Source organism: Marinoscillum pacificum (assembly GCF_024714495.1).
In the GTDB taxonomy this organism is placed as follows: Bacteria; Bacteroidota; Bacteroidia; order Cytophagales; family Cyclobacteriaceae; genus Marinoscillum; species Marinoscillum pacificum.
In genome coordinates this window covers 1,136,893-1,157,285 of sequence record NZ_JAMZMJ010000001.1, presented here as the reverse complement: position 1 = coordinate 1,157,285, position 20,393 = coordinate 1,136,893, and the positions used below count along the sequence as shown (strand labels likewise).

The following is a 20,393-nucleotide window of genomic DNA, read 5'->3' as shown; positions in this document are numbered from 1 at the left end:
GCCAATTCAAGTGATGCTATGATGTTACTAATTCTTTCCCCATTTGTTTTAGGATAATGTTGAAGACTCCATCAAATGCAATGATTTTGTAATGTCCTAATCCTTTTGTTTGGACGAAATGTGCTTCCGGATAGTGATTGTATAGTTCTTCGCCGCGTTCAAATGGAACAGTTTTGTCAATCTCATCATAGATCAGCGTCATATCAATGCCCTTGAGTTGTTCTTGCTTATCTCTTAAATCAAAGTAGTCAATGTCTTCATGATAATTCACTTTGACGAGTTTTGACATTTCTTCATAAACATTGTGATTAAAACCTAGATCATCAATAATGTCCTTAAAGAAGTATCGAACATATGGTGGCGACGAAATAATGAACAGGTGTTTAGGTTGCAAAGCTGGAGCAACTTCAGATAGTACCATGCTCGCTGCTAAGCCACCAATGGAATAGCCAATTACTGCATGATACGGACCTTCTTTCACGTAATGATCTTTGATGACATCACGCATTTCTGGAAGGGCAGTGTGTTTCCCTTCTGATCGTCCATGGGCTTTCATATCTAAGCCTTCTACCACGTATCCTGCATCTACCAATGCATAGATCATTCGTCTGAAATCAGAGATCTTAGATCTCCATCCATGAGCCAAAAGTATTTTTGGTCCAGTTGTTCCCCATCGATAGCCTTGGATGGCGTAACCATTATAGGAGTTGGTAAAAGTTTCAGCCTGTTCAAGAAGTTCTAAATGTGATTCTTTGAACCGAACTGCTCCTGGTTTGGTAAAATAATGCCAGACCACTTCAGCTGTTTTGGTAGGAGAGATGTGTTGAAGTGTTGCTAGTCCTTTCTGGATCATTTTTGTTCTCCAGTTAGATTTAGGAGGACGTTCAGAAGGTCGGCTGGTATCCTGAATTCCTGCGTCAATTGTGGTAATTTTTTTGCTCATAAATACCGATTGGTATATTGTTGATTAAAATTTTTTTAAATGGTTATCGCATCTATTTGATTAGATAAGCCCAGACTTATAGAATCAAATGTTCTGCTATTGCCTTCAACTCTGGAAATCAGAATTGCACCTTTGATTGTGGAGTAAAACATGTTTGCATATAAGTCCACATCCACTTCTTTTCGTATCTGTCCTTCCATAATGCCCCGATGAATAATTTGCTTCAGAGAGTCTTTGATCATGGTGATCATTGCCACTACTTTCATACGAAGTAGGGGATGCTCATCATCTGCTTCTACCGAGGTGTTGATTACAGGACATCCCCCTTCGATAGGTGGATTATCAATATATTGATCGTAATAGGAGAGGATTGCTTTAAGTTTTAATGGCGCTGTTGGAGCATTTTTAATTTGTTCTCTTAGCTCACCCAACACTTTCTCTGTGGCATATTGAAATGACGCGACAGCTACTGCATCTTTATTGTCAAAGTTTCCATATATCGCGCCTTTAGTCATCCCTGTGGCCTTGGTAATATCTGACAAGGATGTAGCACGATAACCCTTCTTGTTAAAGATGCTTATCGCTTTAGAGATAATGAGATTTCTAGTCTGTTCGGGATTTCTCATATTGCAAATATACCGATCGGTATATAAATATCAAAATGAGATGGTAAGTTGTTCGTTTTGAGTGGTTTGTTGATCTTCTTTGAAGTTGCTTATACCTACTCCAAGTAATCTGATTCCTTCGTCACGGATGATTTCTTTGGTAGCCAATTGAAGTGATTCATTAATTAAAGTAGCCACATCATCCACTACAGAGTTGAGTGAATGGCTTTTGGTGACTTGTTTGAAGTCACCATATTTGATTTTTATGGTTATTGTCTTTCCTCGTGCTTCGGTTTTCTCATATCGGCCAAACGTGATTTCAGCGATCCGCTTTATTTCTTCATGGATTTCATCCAGCTTCATGATATTGTGATCAAATGTCCTCTCTGCACTGATGGATTTTCGTTCACGATCTGGAATAACTGGTCGGTTATCTATGCCGCGACATATATTGTAGTAGTAGGCACCCGCTTTACCATATCGGATCGCGAGATCTTCCAGTGATTTTTTGCGAAGATCCCCACCAGTAAATATGCCTGCGCGCTTCATCTTCTCTGCGGTAGCTTTCCCTATGCCGTGAAAACGATGAATTGGCATCGTTCTAAGATATACATCTGCTTCATCAGGGAGAATCACAAAAAGGCCATCGGGCTTGTTGACGTCTGATGCAGTTTTTGCCAGGAATTTACAATAGGAGATGCCTGCTGAAGCGGTTAAGTTGGTGCGTTCCAGGATCTTCTTGCGTATTTCTTTCGCTATTAAAGTGGCTGAAGGCCTGCCTATTTTTGTTGTCGTTACATCCAGGTATGCTTCATCCAAACTCAGCGGTTCTACCAGATCTGTGTATTCATGAAACACTTCGTGGATTTGTTTTGATACTTCTCGGTATCTTTCAAACCTTGGTTTCACAAAGATGAGGTTGGGGCAACGCCTTGCTGCTATTGCAGAAGGCATCGCTGACTTCACACCATATTGTCGTGCTTCATAGCTGGCAGCAGCAACTACACCTCTTTCTTTGTTTCCTCCAACAGCTATAGGTTTCCCTTTCAGCTCCGGGTTGTCGCGCTGTTCTACAGATGCATAAAACGCATCCATATCGATGTGTATAATTTTACGGGTGCTGATAGATTACGTGCTTAGTTGCATGTAAATCTATCGAGCATTGGCCATTTGAGGTTGCGTAGTTTCGTTCTTTTGCATGACAATTTTGTTGATAATGGACATCATGATCATAGTGACGACAATTGATCCTGCAACTACAAATCCAAGTAATGGATAGTTTTCCAATTGGCCACCTTCAGATTGAACTACAATAAGTCCAGCTACTGATGATGCGATACCACCGGCTATTTGCATCACAGAAGAGTTAATACCCATAAACGTGCCTCTGTCAGCCGGTTCTGGAACAGCCGTCATCAATGCTTGTGAGGCTACCATTCTAGATGTAATTCCGATAAACATAATGACACTCAAAACAATGACCCAGGTAATTGGAGTAATTCCCAGATTACAATAAATAAGTATGGTAATTATAGCGAGTATGCAGCCAAAAAGGAAAACTTTGTATTTGCCTACTGAGTCACTGATTTTGCCAGCAATCGGGCCAGACATCATAGAAAAAGCACCTGTTACCATATAAACTAGTGGAAGATTATCCAGGCTAATTCCAAGATTGTTGACGCTATATGCAGCTCCGAAAGGCATCAACATAAATCCGCCTGTGGCTAATAGAGTAGTGGCCATGAAACCTTTCAAGTAAGTCTTATTCGTAATGGTTTTAGCCATTTTCTTAAATGCATTTTGTTTAACCTGTAAAGCTAGATGTTCATTGATTGGTTTGAGATAAACTATTAATGCAACAATCACTATGACACTCAATATCACAATCAGGATAAATGGTGAATGCCATCCATAGTGATTAGCTAAATAAATACCGAATGGCATTCCGAGAATTTGACTAGTCGCAAATGCCATTTGAACAAAACCCATTACTCTTCCTCGAGCTGAGAAATCAAACAAATCTGTAATGATGGCATAGATAATTGATCCGATAACTCCTCCGAATAAACCAGTTACAATGCGGGCCATCAATAGGAATTCATAGTTCGGCGCTATTCCGCAAAGGAGTGTACCAATGATAAATCCTGTGTAAAAGAATATAAGTAGTTTTTTACGGTCAAACTTGTCCGCAAAACCTGCTGCCAGGAGACCGGACGCTCCTGCACTAAAGGCATAGGCCGAAACCACTAAACCGAATTGGGAAGTGGTGAGACTTAGCTCATCTAGAAGGATGGCACTAAGTGGTGACAACACCATAAAGTCTAAAACTATGGTGAATTGAAGGATCGCCAGCACCGCAATAACAAATATTTGGTACTGACTGAATTTATTGGTGTTTTTCATTATTCTGGTTTTAATCCTTGCAGTACTGAACTTAATGCAGCCTCAAGGTCTTCATCTGTCAATTGATATTTTCTTCCATTCATGCCTTTTTTATTGACATGAAACTCTACGAGTTTGTATAGTGGTGCGAAAGCAAGTGACCAATACACTTCTAGAGGAAGGGGTTTCAACTCTCTATTAGCTATCGCTTTTTTTATGAACTCACTCATTATTTTGACAAATGAGGACTTCTCCAGTGATGGTTCTTTATGATAAGGAGAGTATCTTATTTGTTCCATAAACTTCATTTGCAATGGATGCTCCATGAAATACCTGGATCTGTTCTTCCATTGAATCTTCAAACCTTCCGAAAAACTTATTTGAGGATCGAAGTTTTTTAATGATGCTTCTAGTAAGTTGTCAATTTCCTTAGCTGCCATCTGCTTAATGAGATCTTCTCGGTCCTTATAGTAGATATAGATGGTAGCAGGAGATACGCCAGCAGCTTTAGCAAGCTTGTGCATGCTTAGCCCATCAAAGCCTTGCGTGACAATGAGTTTGAGTGCCTCATCATGTATTGCTTTTTCTTTGCTCTCGTCTCTAGTTCGCATTTCGTTACAAATATAAATGAACGTTCATTCATTTATAAGGTTTTATTTGTTAAGAAATACTTAAATTCATTCAACTTTAAATGATCAGTCTAGTTAATAGACCAAAACACTTATTATGGGACAAGTAACTTTAAAAGGCAATCCAGTGTCCACATCTGGTGAATTGCCAGGTTCAGGAGCAGCTGCTCCTGCATTTACATTGGTTAAAAATGATTTATCAGAAGTTTCACTAGCCGATTACAAAGGCAAAAAGGTGGTACTTAATATCTTCCCAAGTATCGATACAGGTACTTGTGCTGCATCAGTTCGACATTTTAATGAGGATGCATCCAAATTAGACAATACTGTGGTATTGTGCATTTCTAAAGATTTACCATTCGCTCAGGCAAGATTCTGCGGTGCAGAAGGTATTGATAAAGTAGAAACGTTATCGGCGTTCAGAAGCGATGCTTTCGCTAAAGATTATGGTATCGAAATGACTGACGGCCCTTTGAAAAGCTTAACCGCTCGATCAGTAGTCGTAATAGATGAAGAAGGTAAAGTGGCTTACACTCAGCTGGTCAATGAAATTGTGGATGAACCAGATTATGATTCAGCTCTAAAGGCATTGTAAAAAATTAAAGGCTTCCGTCCGGAAGCCTTTAATTTTTATTCAATTACTGCGTTTTCACACAGATAAGTTGGGACAATTCCAGAGGTCTCTATCATCATAGAGGCATGTTTAGGGAGTGTATTTCCAGTTAATACCAACATGGTGTCTAATCCGAATTTATTGCCTCCAATGATATCTGTCGTTAAGGTATCACCAACCATTAATACTTTATTTTTATCAGCTGTACCTCCTTTGGCAATAGAGTGTTCGTGAGCAAATATGAACATTTGTGCGTCAGGCTTTCCAAATCGTATGAATTTCTTGCCAACCACAGATTCCACCATATTGGCAATTCCTCCTACAGCAATATTCACTTCTTTTTTATCCAAAGGATAGGAGAGGTCTGTATTGGAAACGATGGCTGGAACATTGGTCAATCTAAGTAGATTAACAGCTTTGTTTAAATCTTTGGACCAATCAAAACCTTCATCATCTAAAAACACTAAGGCACTCACTTCATCTGCTTGGGTTGCCAAATCCATATGAGCGATCGATAGTGTTTCCAGACCGAGCGTTTCAATATAGTGGGCAGATCTAAATGTTCCTAAATAGGCAACAGTACCAGATTTTACTTTGTTTTTTAAATACTCCCTTGCCAGCATCCCAGAGGATACAATTTTGTCTATGGTTATGTGGTTTAAGCCTTTTTCCTGGTAGGATTGCGCCAGGTCTCTAGGTCCGCGAGAAGCATCGTTCGTTAAAATGTAATAGTTTATGCCTTTTTCATCCAAGTAATTGAATGTTTTTTCAATGCCAGGGATTAAACCTTTGTGATTTTTAAGGACACCAAAGGCGTCAAAGAATATGGTTTCGTACTGATCTACTATTGATTTAAATGAAGTAAGATCCATGTTTAAATGTCTAGAGCTTTCAAAATTTTATCCGCATCGAAGGACTTATCGATATTTGGAAAATAGGTTTCATAGGCTTCGTACTGAAGTTTGCCAGAGTAAAATTCATGGAAGAAGTATCTTCCATCTTTAATGACGTAGTTAAGTATGAAGAAGCGATAGGTTTCTTTAAGAATTCTAATCTCTTGTTCAGTGAGAGGATATACTTTATGGTATGCTTTAAGGAAAATTAAGAATCGATCTTCCATTAATGGATCAATCAAGTAACTAAATACCGTTTTGTCTCCAATTTCTGAGCAGACCCTACTGAAAAAGTAAAAGTCCATCATTCGGGTGCTCATTCTAAACCAGTCATAATCCCACCGACTAAAAAATGAGTAGTCATTCTTAACAGAGAAGTTTCCAATGTTCCAATCCACAAATACCGGGATGGAAGTCATGTTTTGCACTCCGATTTTATCACAATTTTCCATGAACAGATCACATTGTTGGCGTATGACATCTTCATGTCCTCTATGTTCAAACTTTCCTTGATCTGTTTCCAGAATATCAAGTAAATGCTTGATATCATCATTGGTTTGCTTGTAGTTTGGTGGTAAGGTATTGACCACTTTATGACAAGCTTTATGAAATTTTGCCAACTCCCTTCCGAGAATTGATATCTGTTCTTTAGATTGTTTTCTGTCAGGTTTTTGATCGATTTTTATTGGGTTGTAAAAGACCACCCAGGCATCCATCATACTGTCTGTATGTCTGTAGACAAAAAGTTTACCATGCTTGGTTAAAGACTTTGCAAGAAAGTTCTCAAAAGGCGCTGGTAAGTTGTTTGCTAAAGCATTGATGATGCTGTGATCTTCTACAAAGTGATCGTATTTTCCAAAATAAGAAAGCTTAGCAATGACTACATCATCATCTTCGCATCGAATACGATAAACGTGATTGGTAGAAACCTTAGCACTGATATCCTCAACAGCTTTTATTTTTCTTGAGCTGTCATAGTCGATCCATGCATTCTCAATTATTTTAATGAAATTAATATTCTGATACATATCTGGGTTATTAGATAATTTCGAAATACCGTTTGATTTCCCAATCGGTAACGCTTGCAGCGAATTGGCGGTGTTCCCATTCCCTGGTTCTGCAAAAGTGGTCAACAAAATCATCACCAAAAAGTGATTTGGCAAGGGATGATGATTTCATTTTATCAGTGGCTGATTTGAGGTCTGGAGGTAAGGTGCCATTAGACTTGTCTTCATAACCATTTCCAATGGTTGGCTTTATGGATAATTTCAGATTATTTTCTATTCCGTACAGTCCCGCTGCCAATGCGGCTGCCATGGCTAAGTAGGGGTTTACATCAGATCCAGGCACTCGGGTCTCTAGTCTTGTGGAGCCTCCACCACTGGCTAGTACACGTAATGCTGTTGTTCGATTATCAAGTCCCCATGTTAAGGTTGTTGGTGCCCAGGCGCCTTCTACTAGTCTTTTAAAGCTATTGATAGTCGGAGCAAACATTGGAAGAATCTCAGGTAAGGCATCTAACTGCCCTGCAATATAAGATTTGAATATTGGAGACATTTTATATTCATCCTTGTTATCCGCGAAAAGGTTTTGCCCATTTTTCCATAAGCTTTGATGAATATGTCCGCTACATCCCGGTAGTTCTGCATTCCATTTGGCCATAAAACTCGCCATAACACCATGTTTGGATGCAATTTCTTTAACAGCTGCTTTGAAGAGTACAGCTCTATCTGCCGCTTCTAAAATATCAGTGTATTGAATGGCTGCTTCATAAACTCCAGGTCCTGTTTCGGTATGTAGACCTTCCAGGGGGATTCTGTACTCTTCAAGTAAAGTGAACAAATCATTGAAGTAATCACTTTTTTGAGAAGACCTTAGTACCGAATAACCAAACATTCCTGGAGTCAGAGGCTTAGGATTGACGCCACCTTTATCATGTAATGAATCAGGAGTTTCATCAAAATTGAACCACTCAAACTCTTCAGAGAAAATTGGAGTGAGGTCCATTTTTTTGGCTTTGTTAATCACTTTTTTTAGAAGCGATCTCGGACAAGCTGGGTGGTTGGTTTGACTAAAATCTCCCAGGAAAAACGGAATGTTTTCATCCCATGGAATTTTCCGGAAAGTATTGATGTCGATCGTGTAATTAGTATCGGGATAACCCGTGTGCCAACCAGTCACTTTAGCATTGTCATAAGCTACGTCCACAACATCCCACCCGAAGATAACATCGCAGAATCCCGAAGAACTTTCCAGAACATTAAGGAACTTGTCCTTTCGAAGGATTTTTCCTCTTAACACTCCATCAATGTCTACTACTGCGATTTTTATTCGTTGATCGTCAGATTGCTTTAAGATGCTTAATAGCTCATTTCTATCCATGATAACTTCAAGTTACAACGAACATGGTAAATAGGTTAGTGTTCTGACTCGATTAATCGATCTTCATCAAGTTCTGTTATCATGTGCTCCAGCTTTTCAATCAATTCCTTATCAGAAAGGTGTTTGTTTTCGACTATTGAATCAATTTCAGCATAGAGTTTTACTTCATATTCTTTCTTGTATCCCTCCGCAAACAAAAGCGCATTCTTAATATGAAGCATTCCATACCCTAATGCAACACGAGCCTTATTGAGTTCATGAGACTCAGCATAATGTTCTGACACTTTAAGTTCTGCATAAGTCAAAGCGTTGAGAGCTTTGACACTTGCCTCGTTCAATTTGGTAATATTGAAGGTGTCATGACTCATTTCAGCATAAATTTTTTTCAATTCCACAACAGCTTTATCTACCTTAAGTTTACTGTCATCATCAATTTCCTGTTCTATTTTTTCGATTGCCTCAATGGCATGAATTAAATGGTTCATGCTTCGTTCGTGGGCATCATCCTCGAAATACCTCTTGGTATTGGATAGTAGAATGTCGGGCTCAACTACTTCTGAGGTTAGTGTGGTAGGAACAAGGTGATGTATCACAGATCCTGCAATGTATAATACGATAAAGCCTAGAAATAGTAATCCGATATACGAAAATAACTTCACGTTGAATTAATTTAGTTGAACTTAAACGGTTTATGAAAAGGCTCATCTACCGTTGCAATTGTTTATCTCAAATATACCATTTTGATATTTAGCGATGATTCTTTTGAATAAAGCTTATTGGAATAAAAGATATGCTAACAATAAAATAGGTTGGGATATAGGATCTATATCAACTCCCTTAAAAGAATATTTTGACCAACTAACTGACAGGTCATTAAAAATACTTATTCCTGGAGCTGGAAATGCCTATGAAGCTGAATATTTAATGAGTCTAGGTTTTTCTAATGTCCATTTACTGGATATTTCGGATGGAGCAATCACTTCCTTCAGTAATAGAGTAGTTGGTTTCCCAAAGAGTCAGTTGCATAATGAAGATTTTTTTGAGCATTCGAATACCTATGATCTCATCATTGAGCAGACATTCTTTTGTGCGATTAGTCGAGCATTGAGAAGGTCTTATGTAGATAAATGCTATGGTTTGCTCAAAGGAGATGGTAAATTGGTAGGACTGCTATGGAATCACGAATTTGATATGGAGGAACCTCCATATGGTGGTAGTAAATCAGAATATAGAAGTTTGTTTCAACCTCCTTTTAACATAGAGATAATGGAAGAAGCTTATAATTCAATTAAGCCACGGGCCGGAAGGGAGCTATTTGTAAAACTGACGAAGCATGATTGATTTTGTAATTGTAAAATATATTCACTTTCTGGGTGTATTCACTGTCGTTGGCGCTCTAACAGCTGAACTTGTACTTGTCAGGCATGAAATGACTAGAAAAGAAATCCAGCTTCTATCGCGAATAGATATGTTTTATGGGATTGGGACAGTTGTGGTGATGTCTGCAGGTTTCGCACTATGGTTTGCTATTGGTAAACCGGCTTCATTCTATACCAATAACTGGATATTTATCGCAAAGCTAATTTTATTCAGTATAGTCGGGATATTGTCGATCCTTCCAACTGTGTTTTTTCTTAAAAATAGAAAGGGCCAAGAAGAAGATGTTGTGGTTATCCCTTCTAAGATCCGAATTCTAATTGTATTGGAATGTATTTTACTGGTATTTATTCCGCTTTGTGCGGTTCTAATGGCTAATGGGATTGGGGCTTTTTAGATATGCTAGATTTATCAAACACAAAACCCATGTGATGGTAATGATGTGTGAAAGAAATAGCTTGTCCAGTGGCTTTGATTATCGGTAAACCATCACCATCAGAAACGACTTCTGTCTTTAAATCGTACTTTTCGGATAAATGTTCCTGAAGTTTTAGCCTGATTTTTTGTGATTGATGAAAGTCTTCACATTTCATCGTTTCAAACTCTATTTCTTCCTCAGGAGTATGACAAATAGCAACTATGACATCATCAGTTATTATATAAAATCCCTGTATGTCATTGCTTTCGAAGGTGATTTTATCATCCTTCTTGATGATTTTGATTGGGATTTCCTTTGGGTCGAAATTGGTTAATTCTCGGAATTGCTTGAAAACGGCCTCCTTTGCCGTCCATAAGTACCAGAAACCATGGTCATCGTCAAAGATGTCTTGCTCATTAGTTATGAGTCTCAAGGCATTATTTTCTCGCTTTCTTAGGAGTGGATCCTTCAAATCGATCAAGTCAATTCCTGGCATCGTCTATTCAATTTCCAATATATGTTCTCTCTCCCAGACTAATCCATTTCGCCCGGTTTTGTTTACTTCATAGCTAAAGTCAATTGGCTCATCGTAATTGAATATTTCATAATCGATTTCCCAATATTTGTCAAATCCGACAGAGTCATCATATGGAGGCCCATTAAGAAGGTCTATTTCAAGAGTGTTCTTTCCTTCTTTGATGAGTTTACTTAGACTCAGGGTATATGGCTTTGTAATTTCTTCAAATACACCAGAGTCGTGAATCTCTTCACCATTTAGGTGTACAATGACTCTACTGTTTATTTTATAGAATTTGATCCAGTAAGCTTCTATTTCACTATCAGCAATTGGTCTTGCTGTTGAACTTTCAGGGCCATTTTTGGTACTGCAAGATGAAATTAGAATTATAGCAAGTACTATAAATATTGGTAATTTGGGTTGTTTCCAAAGCATATTTTAACCGTAAAGGTTGTTTGTTGATCTAAGAGAAAAATGATTAACCATTCAATTTTTCCTCGATAATATCTAATGCATTACCAACCGTATCCATTTTTCCAATAAAGTCATCTTCGATCATGATATCGAACTTTTCTTCAATATCAAGCACTATGTCTACTAAATGTGCTGAGTTAATGTTCAAGTCATTGATTAAGTCAGATTGCTCCGAAATGCTTGTGGTAACTTCTTTTTCGTCTATGTAAGGATCTATGATCTTTAATAGCTCTACTTTTATTTCTTCTCTGTTCATTTATTTCTTGTATTTTCTTAAGACTACACAACAGTTCAAATCACCAAACCCAAAGTTTGATTTGATAATCGTGTTTATTTCTTTCTCTTCAGTATCTGTTGGGAATTTACCCTCATCTAAAATGCTCAGTATGTCTGGATGAATTTCTTCCAGATTGATATTTTTATGAACGAATCCATTGGAGATTTGTAGAGCACAAGCAACTAATTCGATGGAGCCAGCGCCAGCTACACAATGTCCAATCATTGATTTTGGAGTATTCACTAATGGAAACTCATCTTTTGGTAGGTCTAACGCGTCAAACCAGTTTTTGATTTCGTATGGATCTCCTTTAGTAGATGTGAGGTGACCGGAAATTAAATCAATCTCTGAGCTCTTGATGCCAGAGTTACTTATAGCTGTTTGAATACAATCTACTACGGCTTCAGGATTTTGTGCAGTCATAGATCCACCTCCTTGTTGACCTCCTGAGTTTACATCTCCACCTAGAATTTCAGCATAGATATGAGCGCCTCTGGCTTCTGCAGCTTCCAGTGTTTCTAAAACCATAGCTCCTGATCCCCCGCTTGGAACAAACCCACTACTTGTAGCACTCATTGGTCTGGAGCCTTTTTCTGGAGTGTCATTAGAGTCACTACAAAGAATTCTCATTGCATCAAATCCGCCCCAAATGTATCTGCCATCACCTTCAGTGCTTCCGCAGAGCATTCTTTCCATCTTGCCAGATTGGATCATTTCAAATGCTTGAAGAATAGCCTCTGATCCAGTGATACATGCTGAACTGTTCGAGAAAATTCGTCCTTTTAGACCCAGGATGCTGTTTAAATAGGCACCTGCTCCACTGCTCATGGATTCCGGCACAGAGCGAGATCCTAATTTTCTGTGATCACCGTTATCTATAGGGTAAATTTTATGCTCTATAAAACTATCCAGACCTAGTGCACCTGAACCGATCAATAATCCGGTTTTACGATCATATTGACCAGGAGCAATATCAAGACCTGCATTCTTCCATGCCTCAAGTCCTGATAGACAGGCGTAAATCACAGCATGATTTTGAAGTTTCTTAGCTATGAAACCTGGTAAGTGTTCTTCTTTATATTCTTGAGAAATGTCCGGTTTACCACCGATTTGTCCCTTGAAATTTATTTTTTCAAGATTATCCCATCTTTTAATGCCAGATTTTCCAGCTCTCAAAGCTGATTCGAATTCCTCAACATTGTTTCCATTAGGAGAAACAACTCCGAGGCCTGTAATGACAACTCTATGTTTATTAGACAATGTGCTATTCCTTAATTACAACTTTAGACTGCAAACGATCACTATGGCTAAAGTGTTCGCAAAATTAATCGATTAGTCATCAAGAAGGGCAACCGAAATCATTTAAACCCCTAATGAACAGTGTGATATTTAAAGAAATTTAAGAGATGGCTTTAGTGTAACATCTTCGTCTAATTTCTTCGTCTTTGGCTGATGGATATTTGGCCCAGAGATTGTTCACATTGTCATTAGTTTCGAGCATTTGTCCGGACCAAATTTCTTGGATATTGTGTTTGTTACAAGCCCAATACAGTCTTTTCCAGAGCAATGCATTGAATCCCTTTTTCTGATATTCTGGTTTTGCTGCAATTAAAAAGAAATCTAGGACATCATTTTTGTAGAAAGATTTCAGGACATGAATGAATCCAAAAGGGAACATTTTTCCTTTGGCTTTCTTAAAGGCCTTGGATAGTGAAGGGAAGGTGATTGCAGCTCCAATCAGTTGATCATTGTCGTCCACAATCATTAGAATGAAGTCTTTCTTGACAAAACCAAAATAGGAGTCAATGAAATATTTTACCTGATCATCTGTTAGCTTGTGAAATGCATATAGATGTCCATAGGTGTTATTTAAAAGTTCAAAGAATTCGTCAGCATATTTGAGAATCTCTTTACCAGACTTGAATTCTTTAATGTGCATTCCATACCTATCTCCGATGATCTTTGCTTTTCTGTCCAGATCAGCTTCTAATTCTGAATCATTCAATGGAACTATTATTCTTGCTTCTGTCCAATCTACAGCTTTGGAGAAACCAAGTTTTTCAAAATGTTCTGGATAATAAGGGTAATTGTAAATGGTGGCTTGAGTGGCCATTTGATTAAATCCACTTACCAGACATCCTTCAAAATCAAGGTCTGTAAAACCTAGAGGACCATGTATTTTGTCTAACCCTTCTGATTTACCCCAATCTTCAACTGTTTTTATTAGTGCAGAACTTACCTCTATGTCATCAATGAAATCTACCCATCCAAAACGGATATGTTTTGTTTCTTGAGCTTCCTCTCCATGAATGATCCCACAGATTCTCCCAACAGGCTTGTTGTCCTTAAACGCCATCCAGAATCTTCCCTGACTGGTTTTAAATGCCGGGTTTTTCTCCTTTGAAAAAGTGCTGGTTTCAAAATCCATCATAGGAGGTACAAATTGCTCTACACCTTTGTACAAATCCCATTGATAAGAAATGAATTTTTTAATATCTGCCTTGGTGGTGATTTCTCTAATTTCAACACTCATTTGGTTCAAATTAATTGGTTAGCTTGGTAATAGTTAATGGCTTCTTCGAATCCTTTCTTTAATGGGTAGTCAATTGTTAGTGGAATGGATTTACGTTCTTCAGAAAAGTCATAATCCCAATCCTGTGATATTTCTGAATAATGTTCTCTGGATAGTTTTGGAGTTCTATTTAAAGATCTATCAATAATATCGGAAAAATATAAAACAGTTTTTACTATAGGTCTCGAAACTCTTAGATTGAAAGACTTTTTGTTCAATATTCCTTCCAATATAGACTTCATATCTGAATGCTCATAAATCTGCCCATCTTCCAGATGTACGATTACGTTTGCATGGGCAATAGAACATTCAATAATGTTTTCAGCTACATCTTTCGCATTGATCAAAGTCATTTTATGATGCTTTGGAGTCATGGCTGGATATAGACCCAATTTTACTGCTTTTATTAATGGTACAAATTGTACATCACGTTCACCATAAATGCCTGTAGGTCGGAAGATTAAATAGGAGAGCCCTGAATCTTGAATGGCTTTTTCTGCTAATAACTTACTTCTTCCGTAGTTTGAAGCTGGGCCATTATGTCCTTTTGGTCCGATAGCAGCAAGTGACGATACATAGGCGAATTTTATTCCAGATTTAAAGTGTTTTGATCGTTTGAGAGCTTCTGTTAACTTTTTCGTCAGATCAACATTTACTTTTAAATACCTGTCAAATGTGTAACTCTTAGTTAAGCCAGCATTGTGGATGAAAATATCCTGATTTGGTAGCTCATCTAAACAGCCAACAATGGAATCAACACTTGAATAATCTATGAATTTTACTTCATAACCTGAGAGATGATCCAGATTGGAAGTATCAGACCCTTTTCGAACAAGTGCGGTAACCTGATGTCCTTTTTTTAGTGCTTTCTCTACTATATGACTTCCTAAAAAACCATTTGCACCAGTTACCAGAATGTTCATCGTTTATGCTGTTTCGAAAAGTCCTACTTCTTTAGCTGCTTTGTGCAATATTTCAGCTGCTCTATCGATCTGCTCGTGGGTATGTGAAGACATGATAGAGAATCTGATCAGAGAATCTTCAGGAGACACTCCAGGAGACACTACAGGGTTTACAAAGACACCTCTATCAAATAACATTTTTGTTAGTTTGAATGCCTTCAAATCATCTCTAACAAAAATAGGAATGATTGGAGTTTCTGAAGCTCCGGTATCAAACCCAAGTTCGTTCATTACTTTAAGCGTGTAGTGAGTATTGTCCCAAAGCTTCAGGCGATATGAGTCATCTGTTTCCATGATATCCAAGGCTGCCAAAGCAGATGCAATGGATGCAGGAGTGATACTCGCAGCAAAAATCATTGATTTGGAAGAGTGCTTCAAGTAATTAATCGTATCAGCATCAGATGCACAGAAACCACCCAAAGAAGCGAATGATTTACTTAGCGTTCCGCCAATAATATCTACATCATCAGTTAAGCCAAAGTGATTAGAAGTGCCTCGTCCATGATCTCCAATAACTCCAATGCCATGAGCACAGTCTGACATGACCGCCGCATTGTATTTCTTAGCTAATTTGACAATTTCTGGAAGTTTCACAATGTTACCTTCCATGCTGAAAACTCCATCCACAACAATGAATTTGAAAGCGTCAGCAGGTGTTTTACTTAGCTTTTGCTCAAGAGATTCCATGTTATTGTGTCTAAACACAACAGACTGAGCTGCAGAAAGCTTTGCACCTTCAAAAATAGATGCATGGTTGAGTCTATCTAAAAAGATATAGTCACCCTTTCCTGCTACCGTTGGTAATACGCCAATGTTTACTTGAAATCCAGTGCTATATAAAGCAACAGCTTCTTTGCCCAGAAATTTAGCTAATCTATCTTCTAGTTCTACGTGCTTATCACTTGTGCCATTCATATAGCGTGATCCACTTAAACTAGAACCGTATTTCTTAACTGCTTCGATTGCAGCTTCTTTAATTTTCGGGTGAGTTGTTAAACCTAAATAACTATTAGATCCAAACATCAGGACTTTATGACCTTCTACCATTACTTCGGCATCTTGTCCTGACTGAATATTTCTGAAAAAAGGGTAGAGGTTTAATTCTTTAACTTTTTGTGGCTCCCGGTAATTGCTGTATTTGTTCTGTAATATGGTGCTCATTAAAATCTTTCTTCAGAAATGATGATTTCAAAATAATCGGTAAAATTATCACGAATTCATTAAAAAGCTGTCATGCTATTGAATTAATGAATGTGTGAAGCAATGATCAAAGCAGTATGCGCTTTGATATTGTTAAGTCATTTAAGGTTAGATGACTATTTTAGATCGCAAAATTACAATATTTAATCTGACACTTTCTTAAAGACATCAAGATAGTTTGATGACATGCTTTCCCAACTGCGACCCTTTGTAAGGGTGTTTATTTTGAATTGGCCTGCTTTTTCTTTGAGTATCTGTGGGTTACTTATTAGAAATTGAATGGTATCTGCCCAATGTTTGGCATCTCCTGGATTTATTAATAATCCATTCTCTTCATTTTTAACTGCGGAGGGGATACCGTCTACGTTGGCAGCTAAGGTAAGTGTGCCTTGTGAGGCTGCTTCAAGAGCTACTAGTCCAAAACCTTCATAGTCACCAGGAATGGCAATGTTTGGCATGATGAAAAGGTCACTGTGCTTAATGATTTGAAAAATTTTTGATCTCGAATCTGAAAATTGACTCAGCAAATAAACTTTCCCTTGTAAATTCTGATCTATGATCGTTTGTTGAAGCGCTTTCCCGTCAATTTCAGCACCTACCAGCAATCGTATTTTTTCAAAGAGGGATTTTGAAGTAAGTTTTTCAATTAAGTTGAATAGTTTCTCTTGTGGATTTTTTCTCGCTAATACCAGATACACAACCTTATCTGGCAGTTTTGGTACAACATTTTTGGCGAACCAATTAAATCCTTTTCTTGGTATTCCTCTACCCAATGAAACCAGGATGAATTTATCACTTAAATCAACTTTAATTTCCTTACCCAACTTTTTGCGAAAGTCCGGATCTTCCGGTTCTTCGGTGAAATTGATATCTACAGCATTTTCTACTAATGTCACCTTTTCAGGAAGTATACCTTTTTTGATGCACAAGTTTCTTGTTGGTTCACTTACAGCGATAATCTGACTAAATCGATTTAGGTATTTTTTAGCCCAATTTTGATAGAATTTGGACGGGAAATTAATATCTAAACCATGTATAGTCGCAACGATTGGTACCTTGGTAAACCACAATAAAGGAGTGCAAACAAGCGACATTAGGCCATCATTAACATATATAACTTTAATGTCAGGATTCCGTCTAATTTTTAACAATGCCCTGAAAACAACTGTAAGGAAAAAGATAATTCTAGGGTAATTTGATTTCCAAATCAAATCATGAATTTTGTTGTGCTTTTCAAGCTCCTGAACAAGTTTATAGCAATGGGTTTGCATTCCACCTATTGAGGGTGGGTATTTATGAGAAATGATCAGTATTTCCATCAGATGGCAAAAAAAGGTTTTTTAATTCAGAAATGAGAGTAGAGTGAGGAAATACTACTTTTGTCAGTCAAATAAATTCGAATGAGTAAGATTAAAATCGCATTTTTTTTAGATGTAATGGAAGAGAACTTTGATGGTGTAGCTATCACTATGCATCAAGTTATAAACAGGATTCCTAAGGAAGAATTTGATGTGATTTTTATAACTCCGCACCCACCTAAAAACGATATCGGATTTCCTGTTTTCGAGGTGCCATATTTCAGAGTCCCAGAAAAGAATAAGGATTATCGATTTGGACTTCCGAAAAAAAGGAAAGACTTGAATGAAATTTTAGATGCTTTTAATCCGGATATTCTTCATTACAGCAGCCCAACAGCAATGGGGAAATTTGCAGTAAGATATGCGAAGGCAAAGGGTAAAATCGTAACTAGTATTTACCATACACACTATCCAAGCTTCCTAAAGTATTATTTTGGACCATTTTCTAGTTTGATTGAGCCAATTTTTCATTGGCTATATGCAATGTACCCTAAGACTGATAAGATATTGGCGCCTACAAAATCTATGTCGAATTACTTGAAATCGATAGGAATAAAACAAGAGTCATTAACAATTTGGGGTAGAGGTGTTGATACAGACAGGTTTAATCCTTCGAAGAAAGAGCAAGATCTTTGGGAAAAGGCCCCCAAAGGAAATGTTAAGCTTTTATTCGTTAGTCGATTAACACGAGAGAAAGAACCTCAGACACTCATTAGGCTCTACAAACTGATTCAGAAGAAAAACGCTCCGATCAGTATGATATTGGTAGGAGATGGGCCAATGCGGCAAATGCTTCAGGAAAAAATGCCTGAGGCTATTTTTATGGGACCACAATATGGCGAAGAACTTAGTAAAGCCTATGCTTCAGCTGATGTATTTGTATTCCCTTCAACAACGGAGACATTTGGCAATGTTGTATTAGAAGCCTTGGCATCAGGTCTTCCAGTAGTTGCAGCAAACGCAGGCGGGCCATCTGATATCGTTTCAGATGGGCAAAATGGATTCCTGGTTGAACCGGCCAATGAACAAGCCTTCTTTGATAAGATCATGAAATTGGTGCAGTCTGAGGAGCTGAGTCGTGAAATGAGTTCTGCAGCGAGAGAATATGCTAAATCTCAGAGCTGGGAAAAACTATCAGAACAGTTGTTTGATCAATATAGAAGTTTGGTAAAACGCTGATTATTCGGTCTTCATTCCTTCTTGTAATTCTATAATTTCATCAGCGACATCAAAATACTTTTCATCATGTGAAATCACGACAATTGTCTTTCCATGGGATTTCAAAAGTGGGAGGATTTCATGATAGAATATGTTTTTGAAGTACGGATCTTGATTAGCTGCCCATTCATCAAATAAGTAGATTTCTTTATCCTCTAAAATCTTGGTAATGAGCGAAAGTCTGCTGATTTGACCAAAAGATAAACTGGTTGTTGAGAAGTTGTATTTATCATCCAGTTTCACTTTTGACTCCATTTCCAGAAGTTTGATGATGGATGAAGAATGCTTCTCCAGGTGCTTATGATCAATATATCCCAATTGCTCAAAAGTGTAAGAGTCTGCAAAGTAAGCCGAAAACTTATTGCGGTAATCAATTAAATGTTGATCATCGATTGGATGACCATTATACAGGATTTTGCCCTCTCTTGGCTCGTAAAGACCAGTCAGAATTTTAGCAAATGTGGTTTTCCCACTACCATTTCCCCCAATGATAAAGGTGATATTTCCTTTTTTGAGGCTGAGATTTAGTGGGCCAAAGAATAACTGATTGTCATGACGTGATTCCAGGTATTGGTATTTAATGTTCTCAAGCGTAATGAGATTTTCATTTTGGTCATTCCACTCAATTGCCTGTTGATTAGTTATTGAGTATTGCTCAATCTCCTCTGAAATGGAATTGATTTGCTCGAACGCTACTTCAACTCCTTTGAAATCTTGAAAGAATCCACTGATTTTAGCAAAATAAGGTACGATGAAGAGGATAGTGGGAAGGAAGATTTTAAATCTCTCAAAATCTATATCCAGGAATGTCATGCTTGAATACATCAGCATACCTACAAATAAGAAGATTAGTAGGTCATTGATCCTTTGAGTCGTTCCATTTGTTACTCTTCCCTTTAAAAATGCTTTATTCATTTCACCCAAGTCCTGTGATATGACATCAGACAAATAGTAATCTCGTTTTTCTTTATTTAAGGTAAGTTCTTTCAATCCTTTGATCATGTTGCCAAGGTTTCGAAAGTGATAATTCCGATATTGGACGGCTATTCTTCCATATTTTTTTAAAAGCGGAATTAAGATCATAACCAATATGATCTGTAAGGCGAAAATGATGAAAAAGTATGCGGTAAGTTCTGTGTCTATGATGAATAACTCTACCAAATTGATGAGCACAGCGCTACATGCGATGATGAATGTGGGAATTCTGTCCACATAATTGGCTATATCTGAGATGTCCTTGGTAATAATAGGCAATACTTTGTCTGAGACTGTTTCGATGTACTCAAACTTGGTCATCAGTGTTTTATTGACCAGCTTTTTCGTTAAGTCTCTCACAATGATAATGTTCAGTCGTGAGATAAAGTATGAAGCAGCAACGCCAACAGAGGCGGCGATTAGGCTATATATGATGATTTTGGTGAACCATTCCGAAGTGATTTCTGATTCATATTCTAATCCATGCCTGATCATGGTGATCACTTTGGCTGAAAATGTTCCTGCGATTAAAGCCGCGATACATCCTGTTGCAAAAAGACCAGATCTATGTTTTACCTGCTGAAGAAGTTGCCACATG

The 20,393-nt window shown here is 37.8% G+C and carries 22 protein-coding genes; 4 read left to right on the top strand and 18 right to left on the bottom strand.

The annotated features are described in order from the left end of the window. Positions 1–16 precede the first annotated feature (16 nt). From NXS00_RS05065 to NXS00_RS05045, 5 genes are read right to left on the bottom strand one after another with little or no spacing between them, the layout of a single operon-like run. Complete coding sequence (locus NXS00_RS05065; protein ID WP_258098029.1) at positions 17–943, bottom strand: alpha/beta hydrolase; 927 nt, start codon at positions 941–943, stop codon at positions 17–19. Positions 944–978: 35 nt separating this feature from the next. Further along, the gene (locus NXS00_RS05060) at positions 979–1,569 is read right to left on the bottom strand and encodes a TetR/AcrR family transcriptional regulator (protein WP_258098028.1); all 591 of its coding nucleotides are present in this window, start codon (positions 1,567–1,569) and stop codon (positions 979–981) included. A 30-nt stretch (positions 1,570–1,599) separates the two neighbouring features. Then, positions 1,600–2,658 (bottom strand): DNA polymerase IV, encoded by a 1,059-nt coding sequence (gene dinB / locus NXS00_RS05055; protein ID WP_308708708.1) that lies wholly within the window; start codon positions 2,656–2,658, stop codon positions 1,600–1,602. A 42-nt stretch (positions 2,659–2,700) separates the two neighbouring features. Then, positions 2,701–3,951 (bottom strand): MFS transporter, encoded by a 1,251-nt coding sequence (locus tag NXS00_RS05050; protein ID WP_258098027.1) that lies wholly within the window; start codon positions 3,949–3,951, stop codon positions 2,701–2,703. Next, positions 3,951–4,541 (bottom strand): TetR/AcrR family transcriptional regulator, encoded by a 591-nt coding sequence (locus NXS00_RS05045; RefSeq protein ID WP_258098026.1) that lies wholly within the window; start codon positions 4,539–4,541, stop codon positions 3,951–3,953. The genes NXS00_RS05050 and NXS00_RS05045 overlap by 1 nt, the downstream gene beginning before the upstream one ends. A gap of 115 nt (positions 4,542–4,656) precedes the next feature. Here NXS00_RS05045 and tpx point away from each other — a divergent pair, with 115 nt between their 5' ends. Continuing rightward, entirely contained in the window at positions 4,657–5,154 is a 498-nt protein-coding gene (tpx, locus tag NXS00_RS05040) for a thiol peroxidase (protein WP_258098024.1), read from the top strand. A 35-nt stretch (positions 5,155–5,189) separates the two neighbouring features. On the opposite strand, the gene NXS00_RS05035 is transcribed toward tpx, so the two are convergent. Genes NXS00_RS05035 through NXS00_RS05020 form a run of 4 tightly spaced genes read right to left on the bottom strand, consistent with a single transcriptional unit; the run spans position 5,190 to position 9,106 of the window. Next, complete coding sequence (locus tag NXS00_RS05035; protein WP_258098023.1) at positions 5,190–6,044, bottom strand: HAD-IIA family hydrolase; 855 nt, start codon at positions 6,042–6,044, stop codon at positions 5,190–5,192. 2 nt (positions 6,045–6,046) lie between these two features. Beyond that, the gene (locus NXS00_RS05030; protein ID WP_258098022.1) at positions 6,047–7,093 is read right to left on the bottom strand and encodes an aminoglycoside phosphotransferase/kinase family protein; all 1,047 of its coding nucleotides are present in this window, start codon (positions 7,091–7,093) and stop codon (positions 6,047–6,049) included. Positions 7,094–7,103: 10 nt separating this feature from the next. Then, entirely contained in the window at positions 7,104–8,447 is a 1,344-nt protein-coding gene (locus NXS00_RS05025; RefSeq protein ID WP_258098021.1) for a glutamine synthetase family protein, read from the bottom strand. Between the two features lie 35 nt (positions 8,448–8,482). Further along, positions 8,483–9,106 carry a hypothetical protein gene (locus NXS00_RS05020; protein WP_258098020.1) on the bottom strand — a complete coding sequence of 208 codons (624 nt, stop codon included), beginning with the start codon at positions 9,104–9,106 and terminating at the stop codon, positions 8,483–8,485. A 94-nt stretch (positions 9,107–9,200) separates the two neighbouring features. Between NXS00_RS05020 and NXS00_RS05015 the strand changes: the two genes are divergently transcribed. Beyond that, positions 9,201–9,788 carry a methyltransferase domain-containing protein gene (locus tag NXS00_RS05015; protein WP_258098019.1) on the top strand — a complete coding sequence of 196 codons (588 nt, stop codon included), beginning with the start codon at positions 9,201–9,203 and terminating at the stop codon, positions 9,786–9,788. Next, positions 9,781–10,221 (top strand): DUF2214 family protein, encoded by a 441-nt coding sequence (locus NXS00_RS05010; RefSeq protein WP_258098018.1) that lies wholly within the window; start codon positions 9,781–9,783, stop codon positions 10,219–10,221. The genes NXS00_RS05015 and NXS00_RS05010 overlap by 8 nt, the downstream gene beginning before the upstream one ends. Here NXS00_RS05010 and NXS00_RS05005 read toward each other — a convergent pair. The 8 genes from NXS00_RS05005 to NXS00_RS04970 all read right to left on the bottom strand — a co-directional run bounded on the left by NXS00_RS05005 (position 10,199) and on the right by NXS00_RS04970 (position 17,515). Further along, positions 10,199–10,738 (bottom strand): 4'-phosphopantetheinyl transferase family protein, encoded by a 540-nt coding sequence (locus tag NXS00_RS05005; protein ID WP_258098017.1) that lies wholly within the window; start codon positions 10,736–10,738, stop codon positions 10,199–10,201. The two genes, NXS00_RS05010 and NXS00_RS05005, sit on opposite strands and share 23 nt — an antisense overlap. A gap of 3 nt (positions 10,739–10,741) precedes the next feature. Beyond that, on the bottom strand, positions 10,742–11,194 hold the full coding sequence (locus tag NXS00_RS05000; RefSeq protein WP_258098016.1) for a hypothetical protein: 453 nt from the start codon (positions 11,192–11,194) through the stop codon (positions 10,742–10,744). A gap of 43 nt (positions 11,195–11,237) precedes the next feature. After that, positions 11,238–11,489: an acyl carrier protein gene (locus NXS00_RS04995; RefSeq protein WP_258098015.1), complete on the bottom strand. Its 252-nt coding sequence runs from the start codon at positions 11,487–11,489 to the stop codon at positions 11,238–11,240. Beyond that, positions 11,490–12,770 (bottom strand): beta-ketoacyl-[acyl-carrier-protein] synthase family protein, encoded by a 1,281-nt coding sequence (locus NXS00_RS04990; protein ID WP_258098014.1) that lies wholly within the window; start codon positions 12,768–12,770, stop codon positions 11,490–11,492. 139 nt (positions 12,771–12,909) lie between these two features. Beyond that, on the bottom strand, positions 12,910–14,043 hold the full coding sequence (locus tag NXS00_RS04985) for a GNAT family protein (RefSeq protein WP_258098013.1): 1,134 nt from the start codon (positions 14,041–14,043) through the stop codon (positions 12,910–12,912). Between the two features lie 5 nt (positions 14,044–14,048). Continuing rightward, positions 14,049–15,005 carry an NAD-dependent epimerase/dehydratase family protein gene (locus NXS00_RS04980; RefSeq protein ID WP_258098012.1) on the bottom strand — a complete coding sequence of 319 codons (957 nt, stop codon included), beginning with the start codon at positions 15,003–15,005 and terminating at the stop codon, positions 14,049–14,051. A 3-nt stretch (positions 15,006–15,008) separates the two neighbouring features. Continuing rightward, positions 15,009–16,205 (bottom strand): aminotransferase class I/II-fold pyridoxal phosphate-dependent enzyme, encoded by a 1,197-nt coding sequence (locus tag NXS00_RS04975; protein WP_258098011.1) that lies wholly within the window; start codon positions 16,203–16,205, stop codon positions 15,009–15,011. Positions 16,206–16,387: 182 nt separating this feature from the next. Beyond that, positions 16,388–17,515, bottom strand: coding sequence for a glycosyltransferase family 4 protein (locus NXS00_RS04970; RefSeq protein WP_258098010.1), 1,128 nt, complete (start codon positions 17,513–17,515; stop codon positions 16,388–16,390). 129 nt (positions 17,516–17,644) lie between these two features. Between NXS00_RS04970 and NXS00_RS04965 the strand changes: the two genes are divergently transcribed. Then, entirely contained in the window at positions 17,645–18,781 is a 1,137-nt protein-coding gene (locus NXS00_RS04965; protein ID WP_258098009.1) for a glycosyltransferase family 4 protein, read from the top strand. Here the strand turns inward: NXS00_RS04965 and NXS00_RS04960 are convergent, their stop codons facing one another. Further along, positions 18,782–20,392, bottom strand: coding sequence for a cyclic peptide export ABC transporter (locus NXS00_RS04960; RefSeq protein WP_258098008.1), 1,611 nt, complete (start codon positions 20,390–20,392; stop codon positions 18,782–18,784). Between the last annotated feature and the right edge of the window lies 1 nt (position 20,393).